This is a genomic window from Streptococcus didelphis DSM 15616, from assembly GCF_000380005.1.
Taxonomy (GTDB): domain Bacteria; phylum Bacillota; class Bacilli; order Lactobacillales; family Streptococcaceae; genus Streptococcus; species Streptococcus didelphis.
This window is the reverse complement of the sequence record NZ_KB904188.1, coordinates 765,138-790,642: the sequence shown is the minus strand read 5'-3', so window position 1 is coordinate 790,642 and position 25,505 is coordinate 765,138. Positions and strand designations below refer to the sequence as shown.

The window sequence follows — 25,505 nt, the reverse complement described above, 5'->3', positions numbered from 1 at the left end:
CAGAGAAAGGATAAACAGTGAGTGATAAGAGTTTAATATGGGATTTTGATGGCACTTTGGTTGAATCCTATCAGGCTATTGAAGAAGTCTTACAAATCTTATATCAAAAATATGAGCTAGCATTTAATAAAGATAAGGTAATGACTTTTGTTATCAGAAAATCTGTAGGAGAGCTTTTAAAGGATTTGGCTAGAGATTATGACTTATCAGTTGAGGAGCTATTAACTTTTTTCAATCATCAACAAGAAGCACGTGATGATATGATAGAACTTATGCCATACGCAAAAGAAGTTCTTCATAAGACAAAAAATAATGGCATTCAACATTTTATTGTTACCCATAAAGGGAAAACAACAAGAGATGTTCTCAAAAGATTAGGTATTGATGCTTACTTCACAGAAGTCATAACTTCTGCTAGGGGCTTTGCAAGAAAACCTAATCCAGAATCTTTACTTTACCTAATTGCCAAGTATAAGTTATCTAAAGAACAAACCTTCTATGTCGGTGATAGACAATTAGATTTTGAAGCTGCAAGAAATGCTGGTATTACTTCTATCAATTTAAGAGTAGATAGAGTTAAGGATAATTATAAGATAGAGAGTTTATTAGATATTCTTCCTCTTTTGACTAAACTGGAATAAAATTCTATAGACAAAAATGATAGAAAAATACAGAAACTGCTAGTTTTTGCTAAAAATTTTTTATATAATAAAGTCTATGGTAGAATCTTATAGTAAAAATGCAAATCATAATATGCGTAGACCAGTTGTCAAAGAAGAAATAGTTGACTACTTACGTCATAAACAAAAGCAAAATACCGGCTATCTAGCTGAACTTGAAAGCTTTGCCCGCAAGGAAAATATTCCTATTATCCAGCATGAAGTTGTAGCCTATTTTCGCTTCTTATTACAGACAATTCAACCTCAAAGGATCTTAGAAATAGGAACAGCAATTGGCTTTTCAGCTCTTTTAATGGCAGATAATGTACCAGGGGCTGAAATTGTAACTATTGATCGTAATCCAGAGATGATTGGTTTAGCCAAAGAAAATTTTGCAACATATGATGTTAGAAATCAGATAAAGCTATTGGAAGGAGATGCTAGTGAGCTATTAGCTCAATTGCAAGAACCCTTTGACTTTGTTTTTCTCGATTCAGCAAAATCCAAATATATTGTCTTCTTACCAGAAATCTTCCGGCTTTTGAAGGTAGGAGGCATTGTTATCATGGATGATATTTTTCAGGGTGGCGATATTGTTAAACCTATTGAAGCGGTTCGCCGAGGACAAAGAACTATCTATAGGGGTTTACATAAACTATTTGATGCTACCTTGGATAATGAGGGGTTAACTTCAACTTTACTTCCTTTAAGCGATGGTCTCTTAATGCTTAGAAAAAATCAAGAGGTTATTGACCTACTTGATTAAGTAAAGTTTAAGAAAATATGTTATAATAATTTGGTCAATGATGAAAAGGAGTTCATAATTATATGAAAAATTCAAAAAAAGTTGTTGCAGGTTTTGTAACACTTGCTTCTGTATTAGCTCTTGCAGCATGTAGCTCAACAAATGACAATACAAAAGTGGTTACAATGAAAGGCGACACTATAACAGTTAGCGACTTTTACAATGAAGCAAAAACATCTACAGCAGCCCAACAAACTATGCAAAACCTTGTTTTGTTCCGTGTTTTTGATTCTGTATATGGTAAGAAAGTTTCTGATAAAGAAGTTGAAAAATCTTATAAGAAAACAGCAGAGCAATATGGTTCATCTTTCTCTGAAGCTTTAGCACAAGCAGGTTTAACAACTGAATCTTATAAAAAGCAAATTCATACAACTATGCTAGTTGAGTATGCTGTTAAGGAAAAAGCTAAAAAAGAATTAACAGAGGCTAACTATAAAAAAGCATTTGAAAATTACACACCAAAAATGACAGCTCAAGTCATTGCTTTAAATGATGAAGAAAAAGCTAAAAAAGTTTTAGAAGAAGTTAAAGCAGAAGGTGCTGATTTTGAAAAAATTGCTAAGGAAAATACAACTGCAACAGATAAAAAGGTAGATTATACTTTTGATTCTGGGGACACAACTTTACCGGCAGATGTCATTAAAGAAAGTGCCAAATTAAAGGAAGGTCAGAAATCTGAGTTGATTACAGTTGCTGACAATTATCAAAAAACATTCTACATTGTTAACTTAACTAAGAAAACTGAGAAAAAAGGTGATTGGAAAGACAATAAGAAACGTCTAAAAGCCATTATTCTTGATGAAAAAACTAATGATGCTAACTTCCAAAAGAAAGTTATTTCTGAAACCTTGGATAAGGCAAATGTAAAAATTAAAGATAAAGCTTTTGCAGAAATTCTAGCACAGTTTGCATCAAACAAAGGTAAAAAAGAAGCAACAAGCCCAATTCAATCCCCTGCTGATAAGTAAGCCCTTCTTGACTTAGAAGTAGAAAGATTGTATAATAGATAGGTTAAGAATTGTTTATCAAAGATTGGATTTAGAAAAGTGACGGGTGATGAAAGTCATGGATAATCAGATAAGCATGCTACTTGACCCTATAAAAAATAGATATTAATGAGAATGACAAGTTCATTGAATAGAGGTGGTACCGCGGTTTTCGCCCTCTGTGATATGAGCTTGTTTTCTGTTTATATTTTTCAAAATTGAAATTAAAGAAAGGAACTAGAGTTAAATAAAATTCATCTAATTATCCTGATTGCCAATTAAATAGTTTAGAAGTACATTGGTAAACTATAATTAGGTAAGCTTTAACTCTTGGTATCTTAATATGAAACAACTGTCATCAGCGCAAATTCGTCAAATGTGGTTAGATTTTTGGCAATCAAAGGGTCACTCTGTAGAACCTTCTGCAAACTTAGTACCTGTAAATGATCCTACTTTACTATGGATTAACTCAGGTGTTGCTACTTTAAAGAAATACTTTGATGGTTCTGTGGTTCCTGAAAATCCACGTATTACAAATGCACAAAAATCAATCCGTACCAATGATATTGAAAATGTAGGTAAGACAGCTCGTCATCACACTATGTTTGAAATGTTGGGGAATTTCTCTATAGGTGATTATTTCCGAGATGAAGCTATTGAGTGGGGATTTGAGTTGTTGACAAGTCCAGACTGGTTTGATTTTCCAAAAGAAAAACTTTACATGACTTATTATCCAGAGGATAAGGATTCTTACAATCGTTGGCTTGCTTTAGGTGTTGAGCCTAGTCACTTGATTCCTTTAAAGGAAAACTTCTGGGAAATTGGTGCAGGGCCTTCAGGACCTGATACAGAGATTTTCTTTGACCGTGGTGAAGCATTTGACCCAGAAAATATAGGGATTCGACTATTAGAAGAAGACCTTGAAAATGACCGCTATATTGAGATATGGAACATTGTTTTGTCCCAGTTTAATGCCGATCCTAAACTTCCTCGTTCAGAATACAAGGAACTTCCTAATAAAAATATTGATACGGGTGCAGGTTTAGAGCGTTTGGTTGCTGTTATGCAGGGAGCTAAAACTAATTTTGAGACAGACTTGTTTATGCCAATTATTCAGGAAGTTGAGAAATTATCTGGTCAGGTCTATGATCCTGATGGTGATAACATGAGTTTCAAGGTTATTGCTGACCATATTCGTGCACTTTCTTTTGCTATTGGGGATGGTGCTCTTCCAGGGAATGAAGGACGTGGTTATGTGCTTCGTCGACTTTTACGTCGTGCAGTTATGCATGGTAGACGTTTGGGAATTAAGGAAACCTTCCTTTACAAATTAGTAGTGATTGTCGGTCAAATTATGGAGTCTTATTATCCAGAGATTCTTGACAAACATGATTTTATTGAAAAAATTGTTAAACGTGAAGAAGAAACCTTTGCTCGTACCATTGATGCTGGTTCTGGTCATTTAGACCAATTGTTATCTCAACTTAAAGAAGCAGGTAAGGATACTCTGGAAGGTAAAGATATCTTTAAACTCTATGATACCTATGGTTTCCCACTTGAATTAACTGAAGAATTAGCTGAAGATGCTGGTTATAAGATTGACCATGAAGGTTTTAAGCTTGCTATGAAAGAACAACAAGATCGTGCTCGTGCAGCTGTTGTCAAGGGTGGTTCAATGGGAATGCAAAATGAAACCCTTGCAGGGATCAAAGAACCTTCAGAGTTTGTCTATGAAACAGAAACCTTGGATTCCGCTTTAGCTGTTATTATTGTTGATAATGAAAGAAGTGAAGTGGTATCTGAAGGGCAAGCCTTATTAGTTTTTGATCAGACACCTTTTTATGCTGAAATGGGTGGACAGGTTGCTGACCATGGTGTGATAAAAAATGTTAAGGGTGATGTTGTTGCATGTGTGACAGATGTTCAAAAGGCACCAAATGGTCAGGCACTTCATACTGTTCAGGTATTGGCAAGCCTTTCTCTAGGGACTGTTTATAGGCTAGAAATTGATCATAAACGTCGTTATGCAGTGGAGAAAAATCATACAGCTACCCATTTACTCCATGCAGCCCTACATCATATCATTGGAGACCATGCAAGTCAGGCAGGTTCTCTAAATGAGGAAGAATTCTTGCGTTTTGATTTTACCCATTTTGAAGCTGTCACTGCTCAAGAATTAAGACGTATTGAAGAAGAAGTTAATGAGCAAATATGGAATGCCCTAGCCATTACTACTGTAGAAACAGACGTAGAAACTGCTAAATCAATGGGAGCCATGGCACTTTTTGGTGAAAAATATGGTAAGTTGGTTCGTGTTGTAAGCATTGGGGATTATTCTGTTGAACTTTGTGGTGGAACTCATCTATCTAATTCATCTGAAATAGGACTCTTCAAGATTCTCAAAGAAGAAGGTATTGGTTCAGGAACTCGTCGAATTATAGCTGTTACTGGCAAAGAAGCTTTCAAGGCCTTTCGTGAGCAAGAAGATGCCCTTAAAGCAGTTGCTAAAAGCTTAAAAGTGACACAATTAAAAGAAGTGGTATCAAAAGTTACTAACCTTAATGAACAGGTTCGTGACTTACAAAAAGAAAATATAGAACTAAAAGAAAAAGCAGCCGCAGCTCAGGCTGGTGATCTTTTCAAAGATATCAAAGAAATAAATGGTATTTCTTATATTGCTAGTCAGGTTTCAGTATCAGATGCAGGTGCCTTGAGAACTTTTGCTGATAAGTGGAAACAAAAAGATTATTCTGATCTTCTTGTTCTAGTGGCTGCTATTGGAGATAAGGTTAATGTCTTAGTAGCAAGTAAGTCAAAAGAGGTACATGCTGGAAATCTTATCAAGCTCTTAGCCCCAATTGTAGCAGGTCGAGGTGGTGGTAAACCAGACATGGCCATGGCTGGTGGTTCAGATGCAAGTAAGATTGTAGAATTGCTTGCTGCAGTTCCAACCCATATAAATTAATAATAATAAAAACGAGGTTATAGATTCTTTTTCCTAATGGAGCTTTTAAGTTTCATTAGGAAATCTAAGTATTTATAACCTTGTTTTTTAGTTTTAACTATTAATTTCATAAAAATAGGATATATGTCTTGACACCTGTAATGATATTGTATAAGATAATTTATAGAAGGATAGTTATCAGGAAAGTTGGATGATATGAGCTTCCTTATTAAATCCACTCTATTCTTACTCCCCAAGCCAACTGCTAGCACCCTCCTATCTCCCTTTTTGCTAGCAATAGATTTAATTTTTGTCGCATCAGTAATTAGTTCTATTTATTTTTAAGGAAGTTTTGGTTTTTATCTATGACACTTATGACTTATCTCTATGGTCCAATATGGGCAGGTATATTAGAAATATTCTCAGATATCATTAATGTTGTAATTTTTGAAACAGGAACTTATCATCCGACTTTCTTGTTAACAGCCTATCTAGGAAGGCTTGTCAATGGATTGTTTACTTACAAATAAGTTTTGCTCAGAGGAAAATCCTTATGTCACACTTAGTGATTCTTATTGTAGTAGGTTTATTGATTAGCATTTGCTAGTAGCCTTTATTTTTAAAGTAAGCGTTTCTCTAGTGAGATACAAAGGTTTTGCTGTGACTTTCTATAAACTCTATAGATTTCTTTATCAAACCCTTCGAAGCAGTATAAACTTTTGCCCTAACAGGAAAATCTCATAAGCTAAATGTTACTTTAAAAATTAAAAAACAGAAAAACACTAAGTTTTTTCTGTTTTTTTTCTTATTGTTAGAAGCTTATTTATTCTAAGAAGGTATTTTTGTGTCATAAAGCCAATTAGGATAGCTAAGGCAATAGGTAGGATATTTATGAGGGGTTGTCCTGTAATTTCAATTAGAAATAAAGAGGCGGCCAAGGGAATATTATTAATTAGAGCTAAAAAGAGAGCTGCACCAATAATCACTGCAAACTGAATAGGTAGCTTGACTTGAAAGGTATGATTCCAAAGCTGTGAAAAGAGTAAGCCTAGGCCTCCCCCCATCATCATAGATGGTGCAATACGGCCTCCATAAGCTCCTGCATAAAAGATAATAAAAACAGTCAAGGCTTTTGCTAGTAGGAGTAAACTGACATAAGATAATTGAAAATCGCTATGAAGATAATAAAGGAGTCCAGCTTTGCCATTCCCAAGAATATGGGGGAAAAAGATACTTATACTAGCAGCTATTACAAAGGCAATGATAGTAGAGTAGATAAACTTAAAACTAGCTGGTTGATGCTTGGGTATAGCTAGTAATAAGCTTTTGTAGCCGAAAATAATAATGGATAACAAAAATCCTGCGAAAATTGTCCAAACAAAGAGGCTAAGGTTCCAATTGAGGGGAGCTAGTTGGTATTGTACTAGGCTTCCTACTAATAAACGAACAGTCCAAACAGCTATAAATGAGGTGATAAGAGCAGCATATAGATTTCTTAAGGACCATTTCAAAAGAATACTTTCAATGATAAAAATAATGGTAGCTAATGGAGCATTATAGACAGCTCCTAAAGCAGCGCCAGAAGCACAGGCAAGAAGTAAAGAGATATCATCTTTTTTGAGAGGAATATAGTTTAACCACAGGGCAGTTATAGAGACAGCAACTTCTCTGGAAGCTCCTTCTCGTCCTAAAGGAGATCCCATGGAAACCGTAATCAGTTGGAGCATCCCATGGATGAAATTTGATAAAGGGTTAACTTTTGCTTTCTTATGGACAATGTCCTTAATTGTTTCAATTTTTTTAGCATACTTAAAGGTAAAGTACCAGCCAAAGGCAGCCAGGCATCCTGCTAAAGTAACAGAAATAAATCTTCTACTAGGGCTTACTAGGGCAATTTGTTGACTAAAGGAACCTTCTTTGTAACCAAAACTAAGGGCTTGGATGAAGCTAATAAGTTCTGTTAGAAGACTTGCCACAAGCCCTGCCGTAATACCAGTTAAAAACAAGAGACTAGTCCAGACGATAAAGGATAAAACTTTTTTATTCATACCTATTATTATAGCAAAAGCTAAGGGTCCTAGATAGTAGAAAGACAATTTAATGTTCTAAGTTAAATTTTAGTTCTGATACAAAAGTATGGGGACTTTATAAGTGGTAGAAAAAACCTTAGAAGAAATTTTCTAAGGTTGTAGCTTTGAATTTATTCCAGACCAAAATTATAGTCATTATCTCTCATGGCTTCAACAGAACCAAGTAAATAACCATTTCCCACTTGTGAGAAGAAATCATGGTTAGAAGTACCTGTTGAAATCCCATTCATGACAATCGGATTGACGTCATTAGCTGTATCAGGAAAGAGAGGATCTTGTCCTAGATTCATTAGGGCTTTATTAGCATTATAACGAAGGAAGGTCATTACCTCTTCGGTCCAACCTACTTGATTATAGAGTGTTTTAGTGTAATTTTCTTCGTTTTCATATAATTGATAAAGAAGGTCATACATCCATTCTCTGAATTCTTCTTGCTTTTCTTCAGAAAGTTCATTAAAACCTAACTGAAACTTATAACCGATATAGGTACCATGAACAGATTCATCACGGATAATTAATTTAATAATTTCAGCTACGTTGGCAAGTTTATTATTTCCTAAATAATATAAGGGAGTAAAAAATCCTGAATAGAATAAGAAGGTTTCAAGGAAGGTAGAGGCAACTTTCTTTTGAAGTGGGTCACCATTCTCATAAATATCGTTAATAATTTTTGCTTTTTTTTGTAAGAATTCGTTGTTATTTGTCCATTCAAAAATATCTTCAATCTCTTTTTTAGTATTTAAAGTAGAAAAAATGGAAGAATAAGATTTAGCATGAACAGATTCCATGAATTGAATATTATTCAAAACAGCTTCTTCATGAGGAGTTCTAACGTCAGCACGAATAGCCTCAACGCCAGTTTCAGATTGCATAGTATCCAAGAGGGTTAAGCCACCAAATACCTTGCCAACTAAATCTTTTTCCTGGGCAGGTAGCTTACGCCAGTCGTCTAAGTCATTGGATAAAGGAATACGAGTATCAAGCCAGAATTGCTCAGTAAGCTTTTCCCAAGTTGATTTATCGATAACATCTTCGATCTCGTTCCAATTTATTGCTTCATAATATGTTGTCATGATATTCTCCCAAAGAGTAATAGATATAAAGACCTATATCTAAATCAGTCGTCTATTAGTAATTAAAAAACTGATCTCTTTATATATAATAATCTTATTTTCTTAAAAATAGGATGTGTTTTTCGAATAAATAAGTAAGTCTGATTAGACTAACCTTCAGTAGTTAGTAGCTTTTTGTAGAAAATATTGCAAAGCGTTTTCTCTAAGTTTTATTGAGCAAGCTTAGATTACACAACTTTCACACTGGTTTGCACCAACTTCTTCGCCATCATCTGTAAAGGTACGTACATAATAGATTGATTTAATACCTTTGTTAAAAGCGTAGTTACGTAGAATTGAAAGATCACGTGTTGTTTGTTTGCTTTCAGACTTCCATTCGTAGATTTCTTTAGGTAGTTCACTTCTTAAAAATAGAGTTAATGATAGCCCTTGATCTACGTGCTCTGTAGCTGCTGCATAAACATCAATGACTTTTCGCATATCCATATCGTAGGCAGAAGTATAGTAGGGAATAGTATCAGTTGATAGACCATTTGCAGGATAATAAATTTTTCCAATTTTCTTTTCTTGACGTTCTTCAATTCTTTGTGTAATAGGATGAATAGAAGCAGAGCAGTCATTGATATAGGAGATAGAACCATTTGGTGCTACTGCTAAGCGGTTTTGGTGATAAAGACCATCTTTTTGAACCGCCTGACGTAGAGCTTGCCAGTCCTCAGCCTGAGGAATAAAATGATTCTTAAACAGTTCTTTGACCAAGTCAGACTTGGGAACAAACTGACCAGTCACATACTTATCAAAGTAGCTACCATCAGCATATTTAGAATCTTCAAAGCCAACAAAAGTTGTTTGACGTTCCCGTGCAACATTATTAGATTCAACAAGGGTCCAATAATTCATCAACATAAAATAAATATCTGTAAATTCTATTGATTCCGGGCTACCATATTCAATATGATGCTGGGCAAGGTAAGAATGAAGTCCCATAGCACCTAGCCCAAAAGTGTGAGCCTGACTATTACCATGTTTAATAGTGGGAACAGCTTCAATACTTGAAGAATCAGTCACATAGGTAAGGGCGCGTGTCATTGCTTTTATAGAACGGCCAAAATCAGGAGATGTCATCATATTTAAGATATTGGTTGATCCTAAATTACATGAAATATCAGTACCCATTTCTAGAAATTCTTGAGCATCATTGATAAGACTTGGTTTTTGAACCTGCAAAATTTCAGAACATAAATTACTCATGATAATTTTGCCATCAATTGGATTGTTTTTATTAGCTGTATCAATATTAATGATGTAAGGATAGCCAGATTCTTGTTGTAATTTTGAAATTTCAGTTTCTAAATCACGTGCCTTAATCTTAGTTTTGGCAATCTTAGGATTAGCCACTAATTCATCATATTTTTCACTTATATCTATATAATTGAAGGGAATACCATATTCTTTTTCAATGCTATATGGACTAAAGAGATACATATCTTCATTATTACGTGCTAATTCATAAAACTTATCAGGAACAGTAAGACCTAAAGATAAGGTTTTAACACGGACTTTTTCATCCGCATTTTCTTTTTTGGTTGAAAGAAAGGCAATGATATCTGGGTGGAATATATTAAGGTAAACAACACCTGCACCTTGACGTTGGCCTAATTGGTTGGAGTAGGAGAAGCTATCTTCAAATAATTTCATGACAGGGACAACGCCAGAAGCAGCGCCTGCAAATCCTTTAATAGGAGCACCAGCTTCGCGCAGATTTGAAAGAGTGATTCCAACACCGCCTCCAATCCGTGAGAGTTGAAGAGCTGAATTGATTGAACGTCCAATAGAATTCATATCGTCTGTAACCTGTATTAGAAAACAAGAGACCAATTCACCACGACGACTCCGTCCGGCATTCAAGAAAGAGGGTGTTGCGGGTTGATAACGTTGATTAATCATTTCAATAGCTAGATCTTTAGCTAAATCTTCATTTCCATCAGCAAAGTAGAGCGCATTAAACATTACACGGTCTTCAATACTTTCTAGGTAATAATCGCCATCATTTGTTTTTAGGGCATACTGCTGATAAAACTTATAGGCTGCCATAAAAGATTTGAATTGGAAGTTTTCTGATTTGATTAACCCTGCCAATTCTTCGATAAAGTTTTTAGAATACTTCTCAATAAAAGCTGACTCAAGATAATCATTTTTTATCAAAAAAGAAACCTTCTCTGTTATAGAAGCAAACTGCTTTGTATTAGGAATGACATTCTCTTTAAAGAAAGCTTCAAGGGCTTCTTTATCCTTATGTAAAGGAATCTTACCATCTACTGGACGATTGATTTCGTTGTTAAGGCGAAAATAGGAAATTTCACCAATATTTTTGAGACTCATATTATTTTTTCCTTGCCTATTAGATTATTTCTTTTAATTTTGCCGGTTGAAAACCAGAAAAAACGACTTGGTCACTTTCAATAACAGGTGCGGAGGTAAAGCCAAGACTCTTAACGTAGTCCACTTTTCCTGGGTGTTGATCAATATTAATTTCCTGGAAATCAGCCCCGTGTTGTTCTAAGAATTTTTTGGTCATTTTACATTGCATACAATTATTTTTTGAGTAGACAGTAATCATCTTGATTCTCCTTTTAATTTCAATTACTATACTAGAATATAAAATTTGCTATTAAAAAGCAAGGTTTTTAATTTAAAAAGACCACAATATTTAGGGGGTGCTTTATAAAACCATCACTATATGTTGTGTAAATCGCCTTTGAGTCAAGTGCGATATCCTTATAAAAAATCCCTACGATTCAAGTCAGAATAAATAAAGACTGAAAAAACGGACTAAGAACTGCCAAGGGATAAGATGAAATTAAATGAGATAGTTTTCAAGAAAAATGGAAATTATTATGAAAATTTCTTACGAGGAAAGGTTTCTATTTTACATATAGAAGCTGGAGATAGCACTCTTGGATAGTCATAAGAGGATGAAAAGGAAAAGAAAATCTTTCAGCTTTTTTCTCAAGAAACATTTAATCTTGAAAATCAAATTGCAATATGCTATAATCTGTTATTGTAAGGGTTACCATGTGGTGGCTCGAAAATACACAACTATTAAAGGAGAACCATACTATGGCTTCAAAAGATTTTCACATTATTGCAGAAACAGGAATTCACGCACGTCCAGCTACTCTTCTAGTACAAACAGCTAGCAAATTTGCTTCAGATATTACTTTAGATTACAAAGGTAAAGCAGTTAACTTAAAATCAATCATGGGTGTTATGAGTCTTGGTGTAGGTCAAGGTGCTGATGTGACAATCTCAGCTGAAGGTGCAGACGCTGATGATGCGCTTGCAGCAATCGAAGAAACAATGACAAAAGAAGGATTGGCATAAACTATGACGGAAATGCTTAAAGGAATTGCAGCCTCTGATGGAGTTGCTGTTGCTAAAGCATATCTACTAGTTCAACCGGATTTGTCATTTGAGACTATTACAGTCCAAGATACAAATGCAGAAGAAGCTCGCCTTGATGTTGCACTACAAGCTTCACAAGACGAGCTTTCTCTTATCCGTGAAAAGGCAGTAGAAAGCTTAGGCGAAGAAGCGGCTTCAGTATTTGATGCCCATCTTATGGTTCTCTCTGACCCTGAAATGATCAGCCAAATTAAAGAAACCATTCGTGCCAAACAAACAAATGCTGAGACTGGTCTCAAAGAAGTTACTGACATGTTCATTACTATCTTTGAGGGAATGGAAGATAACCCTTACATGCAAGAACGTGCAGCAGACATTCGTGATGTTGCTAAACGCGTTTTAGCTCACCTGCTAGGTGTAAGACTTCCTAATCCAGCAACGATTGACGAAGAATCAATTGTCATTGCTCATGACCTAACACCTTCAGATACAGCACAACTTAACAAAAAGTTTGTAAAAGCTTTTGTTACTAATATCGGAGGACGTACTAGCCACTCAGCAATTATGGCACGTACTCTTGAAATTGCTGCAGTATTAGGAACTAATGATATTACTAAACGTATCAACCATGGTGATATGATTGCTGTAAATGGTATTACAGGTGAAGTTATCATTAATCCTAGTCAAGAAGAGATTCTTGCTTTTAAAGAAGCTGGCGCAGTTTATGCTAAACAAAAGGCTGAATGGGCATTACTTAAAGATGCACAAACGGTAACAGCTGATGGTAAGCACTTTGAACTTGCTGCTAACATTGGTACACCTAAAGATATCGAGGGTGTTAATGATAATGGTGCTGAGGCAGTTGGTCTATATCGTACCGAATTCTTATACATGGATTCTCAAGATTTCCCAACTGAAGATGAGCAATATGAGGCTTATAAAGCAGTATTAGAAGGTATGAATGGCAAACCTGTTGTGGTTCGTACTATGGATATTGGTGGGGATAAAGAACTTCCTTACTTTGAACTACCAAAAGAAATGAACCCATTCCTAGGTTTCAGAGCTCTTCGTATTTCAATTTCAGAAACTGGAAATGCTATGTTCCGTACACAAATTCGTGCTCTCTTAAGAGCATCTGTGCATGGTCAACTTCGCATAATGTTTCCAATGGTTGCTCTTCTTACAGAATTCCGTGCAGCTAAGGCTATCTTTGATGAAGAAAAAGCAAATCTATTTGCAGAAGGTGTAGAAGTTGCAGATGATATCCAAGTTGGTATTATGATTGAAATTCCTGCAGCAGCTATGCTTGCTGACCAATTTGCAAAAGAAGTAGACTTCATGTCAATTGGTACAAATGATCTTATTCAATACAGTATGGCAGCAGATCGTATGAATGAGCAAGTATCTTATCTCTACCAGCCTTATAACCCATCAATTTTACGTTTAATTAACAATGTCATCAAGGCTGCACATGCAGAGGGCAAGTGGGCTGGTATGTGTGGAGAGATGGCTGGTGATCAGCAAGCTGTGCCATTATTAGTAGGTATGGGACTTGATGAATTTTCAATGTCAGCTACTTCTATTCTACGTACACGTAGCCTAATGAAAAGTTTAGATACAGCTAAAATGCAGGAATATGCACACCGTGCTCTTACAGAATGTTCAACTGCTGAAGAAGTTCTTGAACTTGAAAAAGAATATTTATAATATAATGAAGTACTCCCGAGAATTTTTTCTGGGAGTTTTCTCGAATAAAGGGCAATAGTTTTATAGTAAAAAGTAATTCAGAAAGTCTCTAAAACGGGACGTAGCAATTTCTTGAAAAAAGAAAAATAAATAGATAGAATGAATTTATCATACAAAAGGAGATAATAGTTTGACAAAACAATACAAAAATTATGTCAATGGCCAATGGAAATTATCAAAGACAGATATGACCATCTTTGAACCAGCAAGTGGAAATCCCTTAGGTACAGTTCCAGCTATGAGTCATGAAGAGGTAGATGCTGTTTATGCTAGTGCTAAAAAATCTTTTCCTAAATGGAGAGCTCTTTCATATGTTGAACGTGCAGCTTATTTGCATAAGGCAGCAGATATTCTCATAAGAGATAAAGAAAAAATTGGACAAATCCTATCACGTGAAGTTGCAAAAGGCCTAAAAGCTTCTATTAGTGAAGTGGTTCGGACTGCTGAGATTATTCGTTATGCAGCAGAAGAAGGTCTTCGTATGGAAGGTGAAGTACTTGAAGGGGGTAGTTTTGAGGCAGCAAGTAAGAAAAAGATTGCTGTTGTACGTCGTGAACCTCTTGGTTTGGTTCTTGCTATTTCACCTTTTAATTATCCTATCAATCTAGCAGGTTCAAAAATAGCTCCGGCTCTTATTGCAGGAAATGTTGTTGCCTTTAAACCACCAACACAGGGTTCTATTTCAGGCTTAGTCCTTGCTGAAGTATTTGTTGAAGCGGGTATCCCAGCCGGCGTCTTCAATACCATCACAGGTAGAGGGTCTGAAATAGGAGACTATATTGTAGCTCATGAAGACGTTGATTTCATTAACTTTACCGGCTCTACACCGGTTGGTCAGCATATTGGAGAATTAGCGGGAATTCGTCCCATCCTTCTTGAATTAGGTGGAAAAGATTCAGCTATTGTTCTTGAGGATGCTGATATTGAAAATGCTGCTAAAAATATCATTGCAGGAGCATTTGGATACTCAGGACAACGTTGTACAGCGGTTAAACGGGTACTTGTAATGGAAAGTGTAGCAGATCAATTGGTTGAAGCTATTCGTGAAAAGGTTCTTGATTTAACAATTGGTAATCCAGAAGATGATGCAGACATTACACCATTGATTGATACGAAAGCTGCTGATTTTGTTGAGGGATTAATCAATGATGCTAGTGAAAAAGGTGCAGATGCTCTTACTGAAATCAAACGTGAGGGAAATCTTATTTGTCCAATCTTATTTGACCGTGTAACAACTGATATGCGTCTTGCTTGGGAAGAACCATTTGGACCAGTATTGCCAGTTATTCGTGTTAAATCAATTGAAGAAGCAATTGAAATTTCAAACAAATCTGATTATGGTCTTCAAGCTTCAGTATTTACAAATGATTTCCCAATGGCCTTCAAGATAGCAGAAGAACTTGAAGTTGGTACTGTACATATTAATAATAAAACTCAACGTGGTACAGATAACTTCCCATTCTCAGGGACCAAGAAATCTGGTGCAGGGGTACAGGGTGTCAAATATTCAATACAAGCAATGACAAGATTAAAATCAGTAGTCTTTGATATTAAATAAGTCCTATACTATATAAAAATAATAGCTAGATTTGATAATTTCAAATTTAGCTATTATTTTTGTCAATTTTTAAAGGCATGTTTAATTTTAATTTAAAGGGGGGCTAATTATTAGGATTTATTTATTTCTATTATTGTGTTAGAATAAAAATAAATTTGGAGGATACAGTGAAAAAATTAAATATACTATTAATAGCCTTGCTCCTCATAGCTTTAAGCATTCTAGGTGGCTTTGCTATTCATAAGTGGCAAATAAAGCAGCAATTACAAGCATATATAAAGGCAGAAAAAAAAGAGAGCAATTCCACTTACCCTATAAAGACGGTTAAGAGTTTAAAAGAGGGAGAAAGTACCTATTATTACTTTTCTCCTCTAAAAGATAGTGATGACTTTTACAAAAATAATTTACCACTTTCCTTATATAAGTATAAGGAAAAATCTCATAAATATGATCTGATTTTTATCAAGCCAGTTATTAAAACAACAGCTCTTAAGGGTATAAAAGAAGTCATTATTCACAAGATAAATTATGAACAAAAGTTCTTTAAGCTGATTAAGAGTTCAGATAAGATTATTAGTCACTATTATAGTAAGGATGATTTTAGTCCTTTTAAAATAGAAGAATTATTTTCTAATCATCCAGAAAAACTAGCAGAAGCAATCAAGAAATTAAAACCTGATTATTTCTTTGACTTAGCAAAAATGGATCAGTTGTCTGAAGATGATAACTTATTGAAAAATGCTTATCATATTCATAAAGATACTATTTCCTTTGAGGAAAAAGTAGAAGTCCCTATTTCAAGTTTGTTTGATAGCATCAACCCCATTTTTTTAGAAGGTGATTTAAAGCATGCCTATGAGGCTTATCTGGAGAAGAAAAAAGAAGAGCAAGCTAAACTAGCATCTGAAAAAAGAGTAGCTTTGACTTTTGATGATGGGCCAAATCCGGCCACCACACCACAAGTTCTGAGTCTCTTAGAGAAATATCATGCCAAGGCTACTTTCTTTATGATGGGTTCTAAAATTCCTGGAAATGAAAGTCTGGTAAAAAAAGTAGCAGATGCTGGTCATGAAATTGCTAATCATTCCTATGATCATCCCGATCTAACCAAATTAAATGATCAACAAATTAAGTATCAAATTAATACTACTAATGAAGCTATCTCTAAGGTTATAGGGAAAAGACCTATTTATTTAAGACCACCATATGGTGCAACAAATGATAGGGTTCGTCAGCTTGCTGGTTTAACAGAGATTCTTTGGACGGTAGATACAAGGGATTGGGAAAATCGTAATACCAATGCCATTATGACTAATATTAAACAGCAGCTTCATCCAGGTGGTATCATTTTAATGCATGATATTCATCAAACCTCTGTAAATGCCCTGCCTAGTGTTTTGGACTATCTGCAAAAAGAAGGCTATACCTGTGTTACTGTGAGTGTCTTAATGGGTAAAGAATAAAGACAACAATAGAACCATTTGAGGTTCTATTTTTTGATGAGTTCTTGATGGTAAAGTTGAATTTCTTCCACTTTAGCAAATTTCTTGAGTTTTTTGAGATCTTCAGGATGGCTTACAAAGGTTATAACAATGCCTTCTTTTCCCATTCTACCTGTTCTACCAGCCCGGTGGATATAATTTTCCTTATCTCTAGGAACCTCAAAATTGAGTACGTATTCTAAATTATCAATATCAATACCTCTAGCTACTAGATCAGTTGCAAGTAGTAAAGAAAGCTCATGCTTCTTAAATTTTTCTAAAATAGTTTTTCGAAATTTAACATTGATATCACTAGCCAATGAAGTAGCAGAAGCACCACTATATTGTAATCTATCCTCAGTAGCTCCTAGATCTGAAAGGCTATTAAAGAAGACAAGTCCTCTAAAGTCAGCAACATTTGAAAATTTGCGTAGCAGGTTCAATCTGTCTCTTTTTTCAACACTTATATAAAAATGTTTGATGGTAGATAGGCTTTGATGAGAAAGGTCAATAGTCTGAGTATTACTTGCAAGAGTAGCAGCATCAACCTTGTTAGTGGCACTCATATAAATAAATTGATGGTCTCTAGGAACATGATGACTAATTTTTTGGACAAATTGGTATTGGGAATCACTGAGTAATTCATCATATTCATCTAAAATGATAGTATCAACATGCATCATTTTAATCTTTTTATGCTGAATTAATTCATAGACCCGTCCAGGAGTACCAATCAAAATCTGAGGACCCTTTTTAAGTCTTTCGATTTGTCGTTTTTGACTAGTACCGGAAATAAAAAGTTGCGCAGTAAGCTCAAGAGGCTCTGCCCATTCTTTGGTAACTTCAAAAATCTGACCAGCTAATTCAGTATTTGGTGCTAAAATAAGTAGTTGTTGCGACTTTTTACTTTTGATTTTCAAGAGGCTAGGGAAAAGATAAGCTAGGGTTTTTCCAGTTCCTGTTGGGCTAATGCCTAGGACATTTTGCTGCTTGCTGATAGGTTCAAAAACCTTTTCTTGGATAGGAGTTAGCTCTTTAAACTGAGCTTTATTTAGATTATCTTGCCAAATGGCTGGGAATTCATTTATCATTTAAAAACCTTTTTCTTTCTTCTTAATTATTATAACATGAATTGGCTAGGTCTTCTAGGAAGTGTTTAGGAAACTTTTCTTATAAGAGTGCCTAGCTATATTTTTTTATTTTTGGTAAAATATACAAAGACTTTTTAGATTTGGAGTGTAAGATGCGTAAAAAACCTATTATTATTGGTGTTACTGGGGGTTCTGATGGAGGAAAAACGAGTGTTTCTCGGGCCATATTGGACAGTTTTCCTAATGCTAGAATTGCAATGATTCAGCATGATTCTTATTACAAAGATCAAGCTCATTTGAGTTTTGAAGAAAGAATTAAGACAAACTATGACCATCCTCTTGCTTTTGAAACGGATTTTATGATTGAGCAACTAAAAGAACTTTTAGAAGGTAGACCAGTTGATATTCCAATCTATGACTATAAACAACACACAAGAAGTTCCAAAACCTTTAGACAGGAACCTCAAGATGTTATTATTGTTGAAGGAATTCTTGTTTTAGAAGATGAACGTCTAAGAGATCTGATGGATATTAAACTCTTTGTGGATACAGATGATGATATCCGTATTATCCGTAGAATCAAACGGGATATGATGGAACGTGGGAGAAGTTTAGATAGTATTATTGAACAATACACGACAGTAGTTAAGCCTATGTACCATCAATTTATTGAACCAAGTAAACGCTATGCTGACATTATTGTTCCTGAAGGGGTTAGCAATTTAGTCGCAATTGATTTAATTAATACAAAAATTGCTAGTATTTTAGTTGAGAAATAAAGAAGGTTTGGATAGGATGTTTTTATTCTTATTATGGGGCTTTTTATTATGGAATGTCTTTGTTTTTTTCCTTTATGGTTTAGATAAAAAGCGAGCTATAAAAGGGAAATGGAGGATTTCAGAGAAGGTGCTTCTCAGTACTAGCTTGTTGACAGGTGGTTTAGGGGCCCTGCTAGGAGGACATTTTTTTCATCATAAAACGCAAAAATGGTATTTTCAATTGAGTTGGTATCTAGGAATTGGCTTAATAGCTTTAATGGCCTATCTTGTTCTACCTATCAGCTCTTATTTTTAGTAGATTTATCTCTTAATTATAATAGAGTTATTTTCCTGGCCTTTAATTCTGGTCAGGTTTTTGGTTTTAAAAATACAACTGATCAAAACTTTAAAGTTTAACTAGACTTGTGTTATAATAAGAAACATGAATAAAAAGATAAAAGAAGATAATTATAAACTGATGCTTGCACAGGCTCAGGGTTTGTTTGCTAATGAAGATAATGCACTTGCTAACCTGTCTAATGCGAGTGCCCTTTTGAATATGACACTTGCAAACTCTGTTTTTACAGGTTTTTATTTATATAATGGTCAGGAATTAATCTTAGGCCCCTTCCAAGGTCGTGTGTCTTGTGTACACATTGCACTAGGTAAGGGAGTTTGTGGTCAATCAGCTAGTCTAGGACAAACAATTATTGTTGATGATGTTAAAAAGCATGACAATTATATTTCTTGTGATTCAGCTGCTATGAGTGAGATTGTTGTTCCTATCTACAAAGAGGGGAAATTGCTAGGGGTCTTAGATTTGGATTCTAGTGAAGTTGCTGACTATGATACCCTTGACCAAAAATATCTAGAGGAATTTGTAAACCTATTAGTTGAAAAAACAAAATTTAATTTTGACATGTTTGGGGTTGAAAACTAATGTATCAAGCACTTTATCGAAAATATCGCAGTCAGACTTTTTCCGAAATGGTTGGTCAGACCGTTATTTCAACAACACTAAAACAGGCTGTAGAGTCTGGTAAAATTAGTCATGCTTATCTCTTTTCAGGACCTAGAGGAACTGGGAAAACCAGTGCAGCCAAAATATTTGCTAAGGCCATGAACTGTCCCAACCAAGTTAATGGTGAGCCCTGCAACCATTGTGACATCTGTAGGGATATTACAAATGGTAGTTTAGAAGATGTGATTGAAATAGATGCAGCATCTAATAATGGGGTTGATGAAATTCGAGATATTAGAGATAAGTCGACCTATGCTCCCAGCAGAGCTTTGTACAAGGTATACATTATCGATGAGGTCCATATGCTTTCAACAGGAGCCTTTAATGCCTTACTGAAGACCTTGGAAGAGCCTACTGAAAACGTTGTTTTTATTCTCGCGACAACAGAATTGCATAAGATTCCAGCGACTATCTTATCGAGAGTACAGCGTTTTGAATTTAAGGCCATTAAACAAGCAGCTATTAAAGAACATTTAGCGCATATTCTCAATAAGGAATCAATTGCCTTTGAAGAGGATGCCTTGACCTTAATTGCTAAAAGAGCAGAAGGTGGGATGCGGGACGCCTTATCTATCTTAGACCAAGCTCTAAGTCTATCAAGTGATAACCAGGTTAATTTGGCAGTTGCAGAAGAGATTACAGGTTCAATCAGTATTCGTGCTTTAGACCAGTATGTTGAACATATCTTGCACAATCAAGCCCAGCTAGCTTTAGAAGACTTGGCTACTATTTTTGATAATGGAAAGAGCATGATCCGCTTTGCGACGGATTTACTGGCCTACTTACGTGATCTATTGGTTGCTAAATCAGGTGGTCAAGTGACCTATCAGTCTCAGCTATTTGATAATAATTTAAAGGTTGAGAAGGAAATTATTTTTCAATTGATTGCAACGGTTACCAGACATATTCCTGAAATAAAGCAGGGCTCACATCCGCGTATCTATGCAGAAATGATGACCATTGCTTTGGCAGATAAAAGTCAAGTAGCGGATGCTATTCTACCAGAATCCCTAGTAAATCAACTCCAAAATCTTCAGGAAGAAATAGGACTTTTAAAAGAAAAACTCAATAACTTGTCACAAGTTTCTGGCAGTCCTAAGTTAGCGCCTTCTAAAAAAAGTAGTCAAAAGACCTTTTCTTATAAGGTTGATAAGCAAAAGATTTTTAAAATTATGGAAGAGACTGTTCAAGATAGTCAGCAATCTCGAAAGTATCTTGACTCGCTTAAGTCTGTGTGGAATGAGATATTAGATAGTATTTCAGCTCAAGATAGGGCTTTGCTTTTAGGTTCTGAGCCAGTGTTAGCAAATAGTGAGAATGCTATTTTAGCTTTTGAAGCAGCTTTTAATGCGGAACAGGCGATGAACAGGCAAGACTTAAATGCTGTATTTGGTAATATTATGAGCAAGGCAGCTGGTTTTTCACCTAACATTCTAGCTGTCCCTAAATCAGATTTTCACCATCTCCGCAGTGAGTTTGCTTTGCAGATGAAAGCTCAATCTCCTGCCAGTCAAGAGCTGACAGAAAAAAGTAAAATTGATATTCCAAAAGAATTTGACTTCTTAAGTGAAAAAATGACTACAGTGGAGGATTAAAAAAAGAAAATTCGTCGACGAATTTTCTTTTCATTGATATAATAGCAATATGACAATTAGACAATTTATTTTTATAGCATTTGTATGTGCTTTTGAAACTTATTTTTTTAATGATTCTTTGATAGCAGGTCACTTTCTTTTTGCTGGCTTTTGGGCTTTTTTGTTGTTTAGAGATTTAAGAAAGGCTTATGCTATCAATAAGTTCTCTAAAGAGTTACTTAAAGCTAGTCGAGCTACCAAGAAGAAAGACTAACTTCGCCACTACCAAGTATTTTTTCATGACCATCACTTAGTTTAAGGATTAAGTGTCCTTGATCAGTAATATCTGTAGCAAGAGCCCTGTATTCCTTGTCTTCTTGCCAGAAGCTAACTTCTTTATTTAAGACAAGAGATTTTTCCTTATAGACTTTAATGTGGTCTTTAGCAGGAATGGTAAAAAAAAGTTTCCAAATTTCTTCAATAAGCTGATTTCTACTGATAGTTGGTTCTTCCTTGAACAAGGAACCTGCTTTAGAAGAAAGTTCTTCTGGAAAATCTTTAATGTAAAAATTTAAACCAACACCAATAATAAGATCAGTGATAAGTCCTGTTTCAACAGATGTGATAGCTTCGGTTAAAATGCCGGCTATCTTTTTATTTTCTAAGTAAATATCATTGACCCATTTAATTTGAGTCTCAATTCCGGTTAATCTGGAAATTGCCTTAACAATACTGGAGGCTACAATCATTGTATAGGGTTCCATTTCAAGATAGGGCAAATTAGGCTTTAGGTGAAGAGACATATAGATACCACCAGTCTGGGAAGCATAGAAGTTGCGATTTAGACGTCCCTTCGCCCTAATCTGAGAAGATGCTAAGAAAAGATGGGGCTGTTTGGAGGGATTATTGGTATTTTGTTTAGCATCTTCTTGGGTAGAGATGCTTTTTTTGGTTAAAGTAACAGGGAAATTGAGTTTCTGACTAATCAGTTCAGGAAGGAGTAAGTCTCCAGAAAGAATACGATAACCTTTTTGCTTGGAAGATTCAATAAGCAATCCTTGTTGTTCTAGAGTTTTTATGGCCTTCCAAACAGACGTTCGTGATAAGGATAGTTTTTCAGCTAGTACTTCTCCGCTAACATAAGTATTGGCTTCTTTTAAAAATAAATAAATTTTCTCATAAGTTTTCATAGCTCTAGTATATTATATTCTAGTGAATTTTCAAGCTAAATAAGGTTTAAAAGGACCTTGGAAAATGAGCAGGAGAGAAATAATGCTAAATGGCAGATTCAACTAGAAAATAGAGAATAAAATGTTATAATAAGGAAGTTAATGAGTCCCGAAAAGGCAGATGATTAACTGTCATTGCTCTTTGTAACTTTTTAACCCACTTAATCATGGTTTATTTACAGACCATGGTTTAGCAGAATTACTATGCATAAAGGTAAATTTTTTTGAAAAACTATTTGGCTTTTTATGTCTTGGTAAACTATTTTTTATTAAAAGGGGGACATTTTTATGTCAGAACGTAAACTTTTCACGTCTGAGTCAGTATCAGAAGGGCATCCAGATAAGATTGCTGACCAGATTTCCGATGCTATTTTAGATGCTATACTTGCTGAGGATCCTGATGCTCACGTTGCTGCTGAAACAGTAGTCTATACAGGCTCTGTTCATGTTTTTGGTGAAATTTCAACTAAAGCCTATGTTGATATTAACCGAGTTGTTAGAGATACTATTGCAGAAATTGGCTACACAGAGGCTGAGTATGGCTTTTCCGCTAATGCAGTAGGTGTCCATCCATCCTTGGTGGAACAATCAGCAGATATTGCTCAAGGGGTTAATCAGGCCTTAGAAGTCCGTCAGGGACAAAAAGAAGATGATCTTAATGCCATTGGAGCAGGAGATCAGGGATTGATGTTTGGTTTTGCTATTGATGAGACAGAAGAGTTAATGCCTTTACCAATTGCTCTGTCACATAAATTAGTTAAAAGACTAGCAGATCTACGAAAGTCAGGAGATATTACTTATTTACGTCCTGATGCAAAGTCTCAAGTAACCGTAGAGTATGATGAAAATGATAAGCCAGTAAGGGTTGATACTGTTGTTATTTCAACCCAACATGATCCAGATGTTAGCAATGATCAAATTCGTCAGGATGTGATTGAAAAAGTTATCAAGGCAGTTATTCCAGCGTATTATTTAGATGATGAAACGAAATTCTTCATTAACCCAACTGGACGCTTTGTTATTGGTGGTCCTCAGGGAGACTCTGGTTTGACTGGTCGTAAAATTATTGTAGATACCTATGGCGGTTTTTCACGACATGGTGGAGGGGCATTTTCTGGTAAGGATGCTACAAAAGTTGATAGATCAGCTTCCTATGCTGCTCGCTATATTGCTAAAAATATTGTGGCTGCAGGTTTTGCCAAGAAAGCAGAAGTACAGTTGGCTTATGCTATTGGGGTAGCCCAGCCTGTTTCTGTCCGAATTGATACTTTTGGGACAGCTACTGTTTCAGAATCTCAGCTTGAGGATGCTGTTCGCCAGATCTTTGATTTACGACCTGCAGGTATTATTAAAATGCTTGATTTAAAACGACCTATCTATAAACAAACAGCAGCCTATGGACACATGGGAAGAACAGATATTGATTTACCTTGGGAACAATTGGACAAGGTAGAAAGCTTGAAGGCTATTCTTTCTTAAGCTACCTATTTTAAGTTAAATAAAAAGATAAAGATAGAGATTAAATTTTCTATCTTTTATTTTGTTTTTTGGAAAATGGCTTGAAAGAAGGGACTTGCTTATGGAATTCTTTAATTTTAAACCATTGTATTGGATTATAATTTATGATAAAATGATAAGGTTGAATTCTAGTATAGGAAAGATTAGGAAGTATGCGAAAAATAATTATTAATGGTGGAAAACCTTTATCCGGAGAAGTAGCTGTTTCGGGTGCTAAAAATAGTGTTGTAGCTCTAATTCCTGCTATCATTTTAGCAGATGATCTTGTTACCTTAGATGGTGTTCCAGCTATCAGTGATGTTGATAGTTTAATTGAAATTATGGAACTCATGGGAGCTAAAATAAAATATCAAGAAGAAACTTTAGTTATTGATCCAAGGGGTATTCAGAGTGTTCCTATGCCTTATGGAAAGATAAATAGCTTGCGTGCTTCTTATTATTTCTACGGAAGCTTACTAGGTCGTTTTGGTCAGGCAACTGCAGGTTTACCTGGAGGATGTGATTTGGGTCCAAGACCTATTGATCTTCATCTAAAAGCCTTTGAAGCTATGGGAGCTACGGTCAGTTATGAGGGTGAGAATATGCACCTTTCAGTAGACAAGGGAAGTTTACATGGCGCTCATATTTATATGGATACTGTAAGTGTTGGTGCTACTATTAATACCATGCTCGCAGCTACCAAAGCTAAGGGAAAAACCATTATTGAAAATGCTGCAAGAGAGCCTGAAATAATTGATATTGCCACTTTGTTAAATAATATGGGAGCTCATATTAGAGGAGCAGGTACTGATATTATTACTATTGAGGGTGTTGAAGTTTTACACGGTACACGGCACCAGGTTATCCCAGACAGGATTGAAGCAGGTACCTATATAGCTTTGGCAGCAGCAGTAGGTCAAGGGATAAGAATTACAAATGTCCTTTATGAACATCTAGACAGTTTTATTGCAAAATTGGAAGAAATGGGTGTTCGAATGACTGTGGAAGAAGATGCTATCTTTGTTGAAAAACAGGATAAACTTAAGGCTGTTACCATAAAAACCTCTCCTTATCCAGGTTTTGCAACAGACCTTCAACAACCTTTAACACCTCTCTTGCTAAAAACGCAAGGCAGAGGTGCCATTATTGATACTATCTATGAAAAAAGGAGTAATCATGTTCCGGAATTAGCACGTATGGGTGCAGATATTTCAGTAGTGGGTGGTAAAATCGTTTTTGATGGTCCAAGTCACTTGACAGGAGCCCAGGTAAAAGCAACAGATCTTCGTGCTGGAGCTGCCTTAGTAACAGCAGGTCTTATGGCCCAAGGTAGGACTGAAATTACTAACATTGAATTTATTTTACGTGGTTATGCTAACATCATTGAGAAATTACAAAAACTCGGAGCAGATATATCTCTTATAGAAGACTAAAGAACCTTAGGGTTCTTTTTTAATTATCAGATGATTTTTAGCTTTTTAAAGAAATAAGTATGTGTTTATTCAATAAAAAAGCCTATTTGAAAGGGTATTTAATAAAAAAAGAGAATAAAGTTCTAAAAAATATTGACAAGTCATCAGATGAATAG

Annotated in this window: 22 protein-coding genes; 16 read left to right on the top strand and 6 right to left on the bottom strand. The window is 35.3% G+C overall.

Annotated elements, in window-relative coordinates; genetic code table 11:
* Positions 1–17: 17 nt before the first annotated feature.
* The 5 genes from A3GU_RS0103925 to A3GU_RS10200 all read left to right on the top strand — a co-directional run bounded on the left by A3GU_RS0103925 (position 18) and on the right by A3GU_RS10200 (position 5,924).
* Complete coding sequence (locus A3GU_RS0103925; RefSeq protein WP_018366244.1) at positions 18–641, top strand: HAD-IA family hydrolase; 624 nt, start codon at positions 18–20, stop codon at positions 639–641.
* 76 nt (positions 642–717) lie between these two features.
* Positions 718–1,425 (top strand): O-methyltransferase, encoded by a 708-nt coding sequence (locus A3GU_RS0103920; RefSeq protein ID WP_018366243.1) that lies wholly within the window; start codon positions 718–720, stop codon positions 1,423–1,425.
* Between the two features lie 62 nt (positions 1,426–1,487).
* Entirely contained in the window at positions 1,488–2,432 is a 945-nt protein-coding gene (prsA, locus tag A3GU_RS0103915) for a peptidylprolyl isomerase PrsA (protein WP_018366242.1), read from the top strand.
* A 361-nt stretch (positions 2,433–2,793) separates the two neighbouring features.
* Positions 2,794–5,415, top strand: a complete 2,622-nt coding sequence (alaS, locus tag A3GU_RS0103910) for an alanine--tRNA ligase (RefSeq protein ID WP_018366241.1) — start codon at positions 2,794–2,796, stop codon at positions 5,413–5,415.
* A 344-nt stretch (positions 5,416–5,759) separates the two neighbouring features.
* Positions 5,760–5,924 carry an ECF transporter S component family protein gene (locus tag A3GU_RS10200; protein WP_018366239.1) on the top strand — a complete coding sequence of 55 codons (165 nt, stop codon included), beginning with the start codon at positions 5,760–5,762 and terminating at the stop codon, positions 5,922–5,924.
* A gap of 252 nt (positions 5,925–6,176) precedes the next feature.
* On the opposite strand, the gene A3GU_RS0103900 is transcribed toward A3GU_RS10200, so the two are convergent.
* The 4 genes from A3GU_RS0103900 to nrdH form a co-directional block, all read right to left on the bottom strand.
* Positions 6,177–7,442 carry a chloride channel protein gene (locus A3GU_RS0103900; RefSeq protein WP_018366238.1) on the bottom strand — a complete coding sequence of 422 codons (1,266 nt, stop codon included), beginning with the start codon at positions 7,440–7,442 and terminating at the stop codon, positions 6,177–6,179.
* Between the two features lie 152 nt (positions 7,443–7,594).
* Positions 7,595–8,557, bottom strand: a complete 963-nt coding sequence (nrdF, locus tag A3GU_RS0103895; protein WP_018366237.1) for a class 1b ribonucleoside-diphosphate reductase subunit beta — start codon at positions 8,555–8,557, stop codon at positions 7,595–7,597.
* A 222-nt stretch (positions 8,558–8,779) separates the two neighbouring features.
* Positions 8,780–10,939 carry a class 1b ribonucleoside-diphosphate reductase subunit alpha gene (gene nrdE / locus A3GU_RS09540; protein ID WP_018366236.1) on the bottom strand — a complete coding sequence of 720 codons (2,160 nt, stop codon included), beginning with the start codon at positions 10,937–10,939 and terminating at the stop codon, positions 8,780–8,782.
* A gap of 19 nt (positions 10,940–10,958) precedes the next feature.
* A complete protein-coding gene (gene nrdH / locus A3GU_RS0103880; protein WP_211205190.1) occupies positions 10,959–11,183 on the bottom strand; it encodes a glutaredoxin-like protein NrdH in 225 nt (74 codons plus the stop codon).
* 494 nt (positions 11,184–11,677) lie between these two features.
* Here nrdH and A3GU_RS0103870 point away from each other — a divergent pair, with 494 nt between their 5' ends.
* From A3GU_RS0103870 to A3GU_RS0103855, 4 genes are all read left to right on the top strand, one after another.
* Complete coding sequence (locus A3GU_RS0103870) at positions 11,678–11,941, top strand: phosphocarrier protein HPr (RefSeq protein ID WP_004230961.1); 264 nt, start codon at positions 11,678–11,680, stop codon at positions 11,939–11,941.
* 3 nt (positions 11,942–11,944) lie between these two features.
* A complete protein-coding gene (gene ptsP / locus A3GU_RS0103865; RefSeq protein WP_018366233.1) occupies positions 11,945–13,669 on the top strand; it encodes a phosphoenolpyruvate--protein phosphotransferase in 1,725 nt (574 codons plus the stop codon).
* Between the two features lie 169 nt (positions 13,670–13,838).
* Positions 13,839–15,266 carry an NADP-dependent glyceraldehyde-3-phosphate dehydrogenase gene (locus tag A3GU_RS0103860; RefSeq protein WP_018366232.1) on the top strand — a complete coding sequence of 476 codons (1,428 nt, stop codon included), beginning with the start codon at positions 13,839–13,841 and terminating at the stop codon, positions 15,264–15,266.
* 167 nt (positions 15,267–15,433) lie between these two features.
* Positions 15,434–16,729: a polysaccharide deacetylase family protein gene (locus A3GU_RS0103855; protein WP_018366231.1), complete on the top strand. Its 1,296-nt coding sequence runs from the start codon at positions 15,434–15,436 to the stop codon at positions 16,727–16,729.
* A 26-nt stretch (positions 16,730–16,755) separates the two neighbouring features.
* On the opposite strand, the gene A3GU_RS0103850 is transcribed toward A3GU_RS0103855, so the two are convergent.
* Positions 16,756–17,838, bottom strand: coding sequence for a DEAD/DEAH box helicase (locus A3GU_RS0103850; RefSeq protein WP_018366230.1), 1,083 nt, complete (start codon positions 17,836–17,838; stop codon positions 16,756–16,758).
* Between the two features lie 152 nt (positions 17,839–17,990).
* Here A3GU_RS0103850 and udk point away from each other — a divergent pair, with 152 nt between their 5' ends.
* The 5 genes from udk to A3GU_RS0103825 all read left to right on the top strand — a co-directional run bounded on the left by udk (position 17,991) and on the right by A3GU_RS0103825 (position 21,465).
* Entirely contained in the window at positions 17,991–18,617 is a 627-nt protein-coding gene (udk, locus tag A3GU_RS0103845) for a uridine kinase (RefSeq protein ID WP_018366229.1), read from the top strand.
* 16 nt (positions 18,618–18,633) lie between these two features.
* Positions 18,634–18,912: a DUF1294 domain-containing protein gene (locus A3GU_RS0103840; protein ID WP_018366228.1), complete on the top strand. Its 279-nt coding sequence runs from the start codon at positions 18,634–18,636 to the stop codon at positions 18,910–18,912.
* Positions 18,913–19,038: 126 nt separating this feature from the next.
* Entirely contained in the window at positions 19,039–19,536 is a 498-nt protein-coding gene (locus A3GU_RS0103835; protein ID WP_018366227.1) for a GAF domain-containing protein, read from the top strand.
* Positions 19,536–21,212: a DNA polymerase III subunit gamma/tau gene (gene dnaX, locus A3GU_RS0103830; protein WP_018366226.1), complete on the top strand. Its 1,677-nt coding sequence runs from the start codon at positions 19,536–19,538 to the stop codon at positions 21,210–21,212. Before A3GU_RS0103835 ends, dnaX begins: the two co-directional genes overlap by 1 nt.
* A gap of 49 nt (positions 21,213–21,261) precedes the next feature.
* Positions 21,262–21,465, top strand: coding sequence for a DUF3272 family protein (locus A3GU_RS0103825; protein WP_018366225.1), 204 nt, complete (start codon positions 21,262–21,264; stop codon positions 21,463–21,465).
* On the opposite strand, the gene birA is transcribed toward A3GU_RS0103825, so the two are convergent.
* Positions 21,446–22,381, bottom strand: a complete 936-nt coding sequence (birA, locus tag A3GU_RS0103820; protein ID WP_018366224.1) for a bifunctional biotin--[acetyl-CoA-carboxylase] ligase/biotin operon repressor BirA — start codon at positions 22,379–22,381, stop codon at positions 21,446–21,448. The two genes, A3GU_RS0103825 and birA, sit on opposite strands and share 20 nt — an antisense overlap.
* A 327-nt stretch (positions 22,382–22,708) precedes the next feature.
* On the opposite strand from birA, the gene metK reads away from it, so the two are divergent.
* On the top strand, positions 22,709–23,899 hold the full coding sequence (metK, locus tag A3GU_RS0103815; protein WP_018366223.1) for a methionine adenosyltransferase: 1,191 nt from the start codon (positions 22,709–22,711) through the stop codon (positions 23,897–23,899).
* A 191-nt stretch (positions 23,900–24,090) separates the two neighbouring features.
* Positions 24,091–25,350: a UDP-N-acetylglucosamine 1-carboxyvinyltransferase gene (locus A3GU_RS0103805; RefSeq protein WP_018366221.1), complete on the top strand. Its 1,260-nt coding sequence runs from the start codon at positions 24,091–24,093 to the stop codon at positions 25,348–25,350.
* The last annotated feature ends 155 nt before the right edge of the window (positions 25,351–25,505 follow it).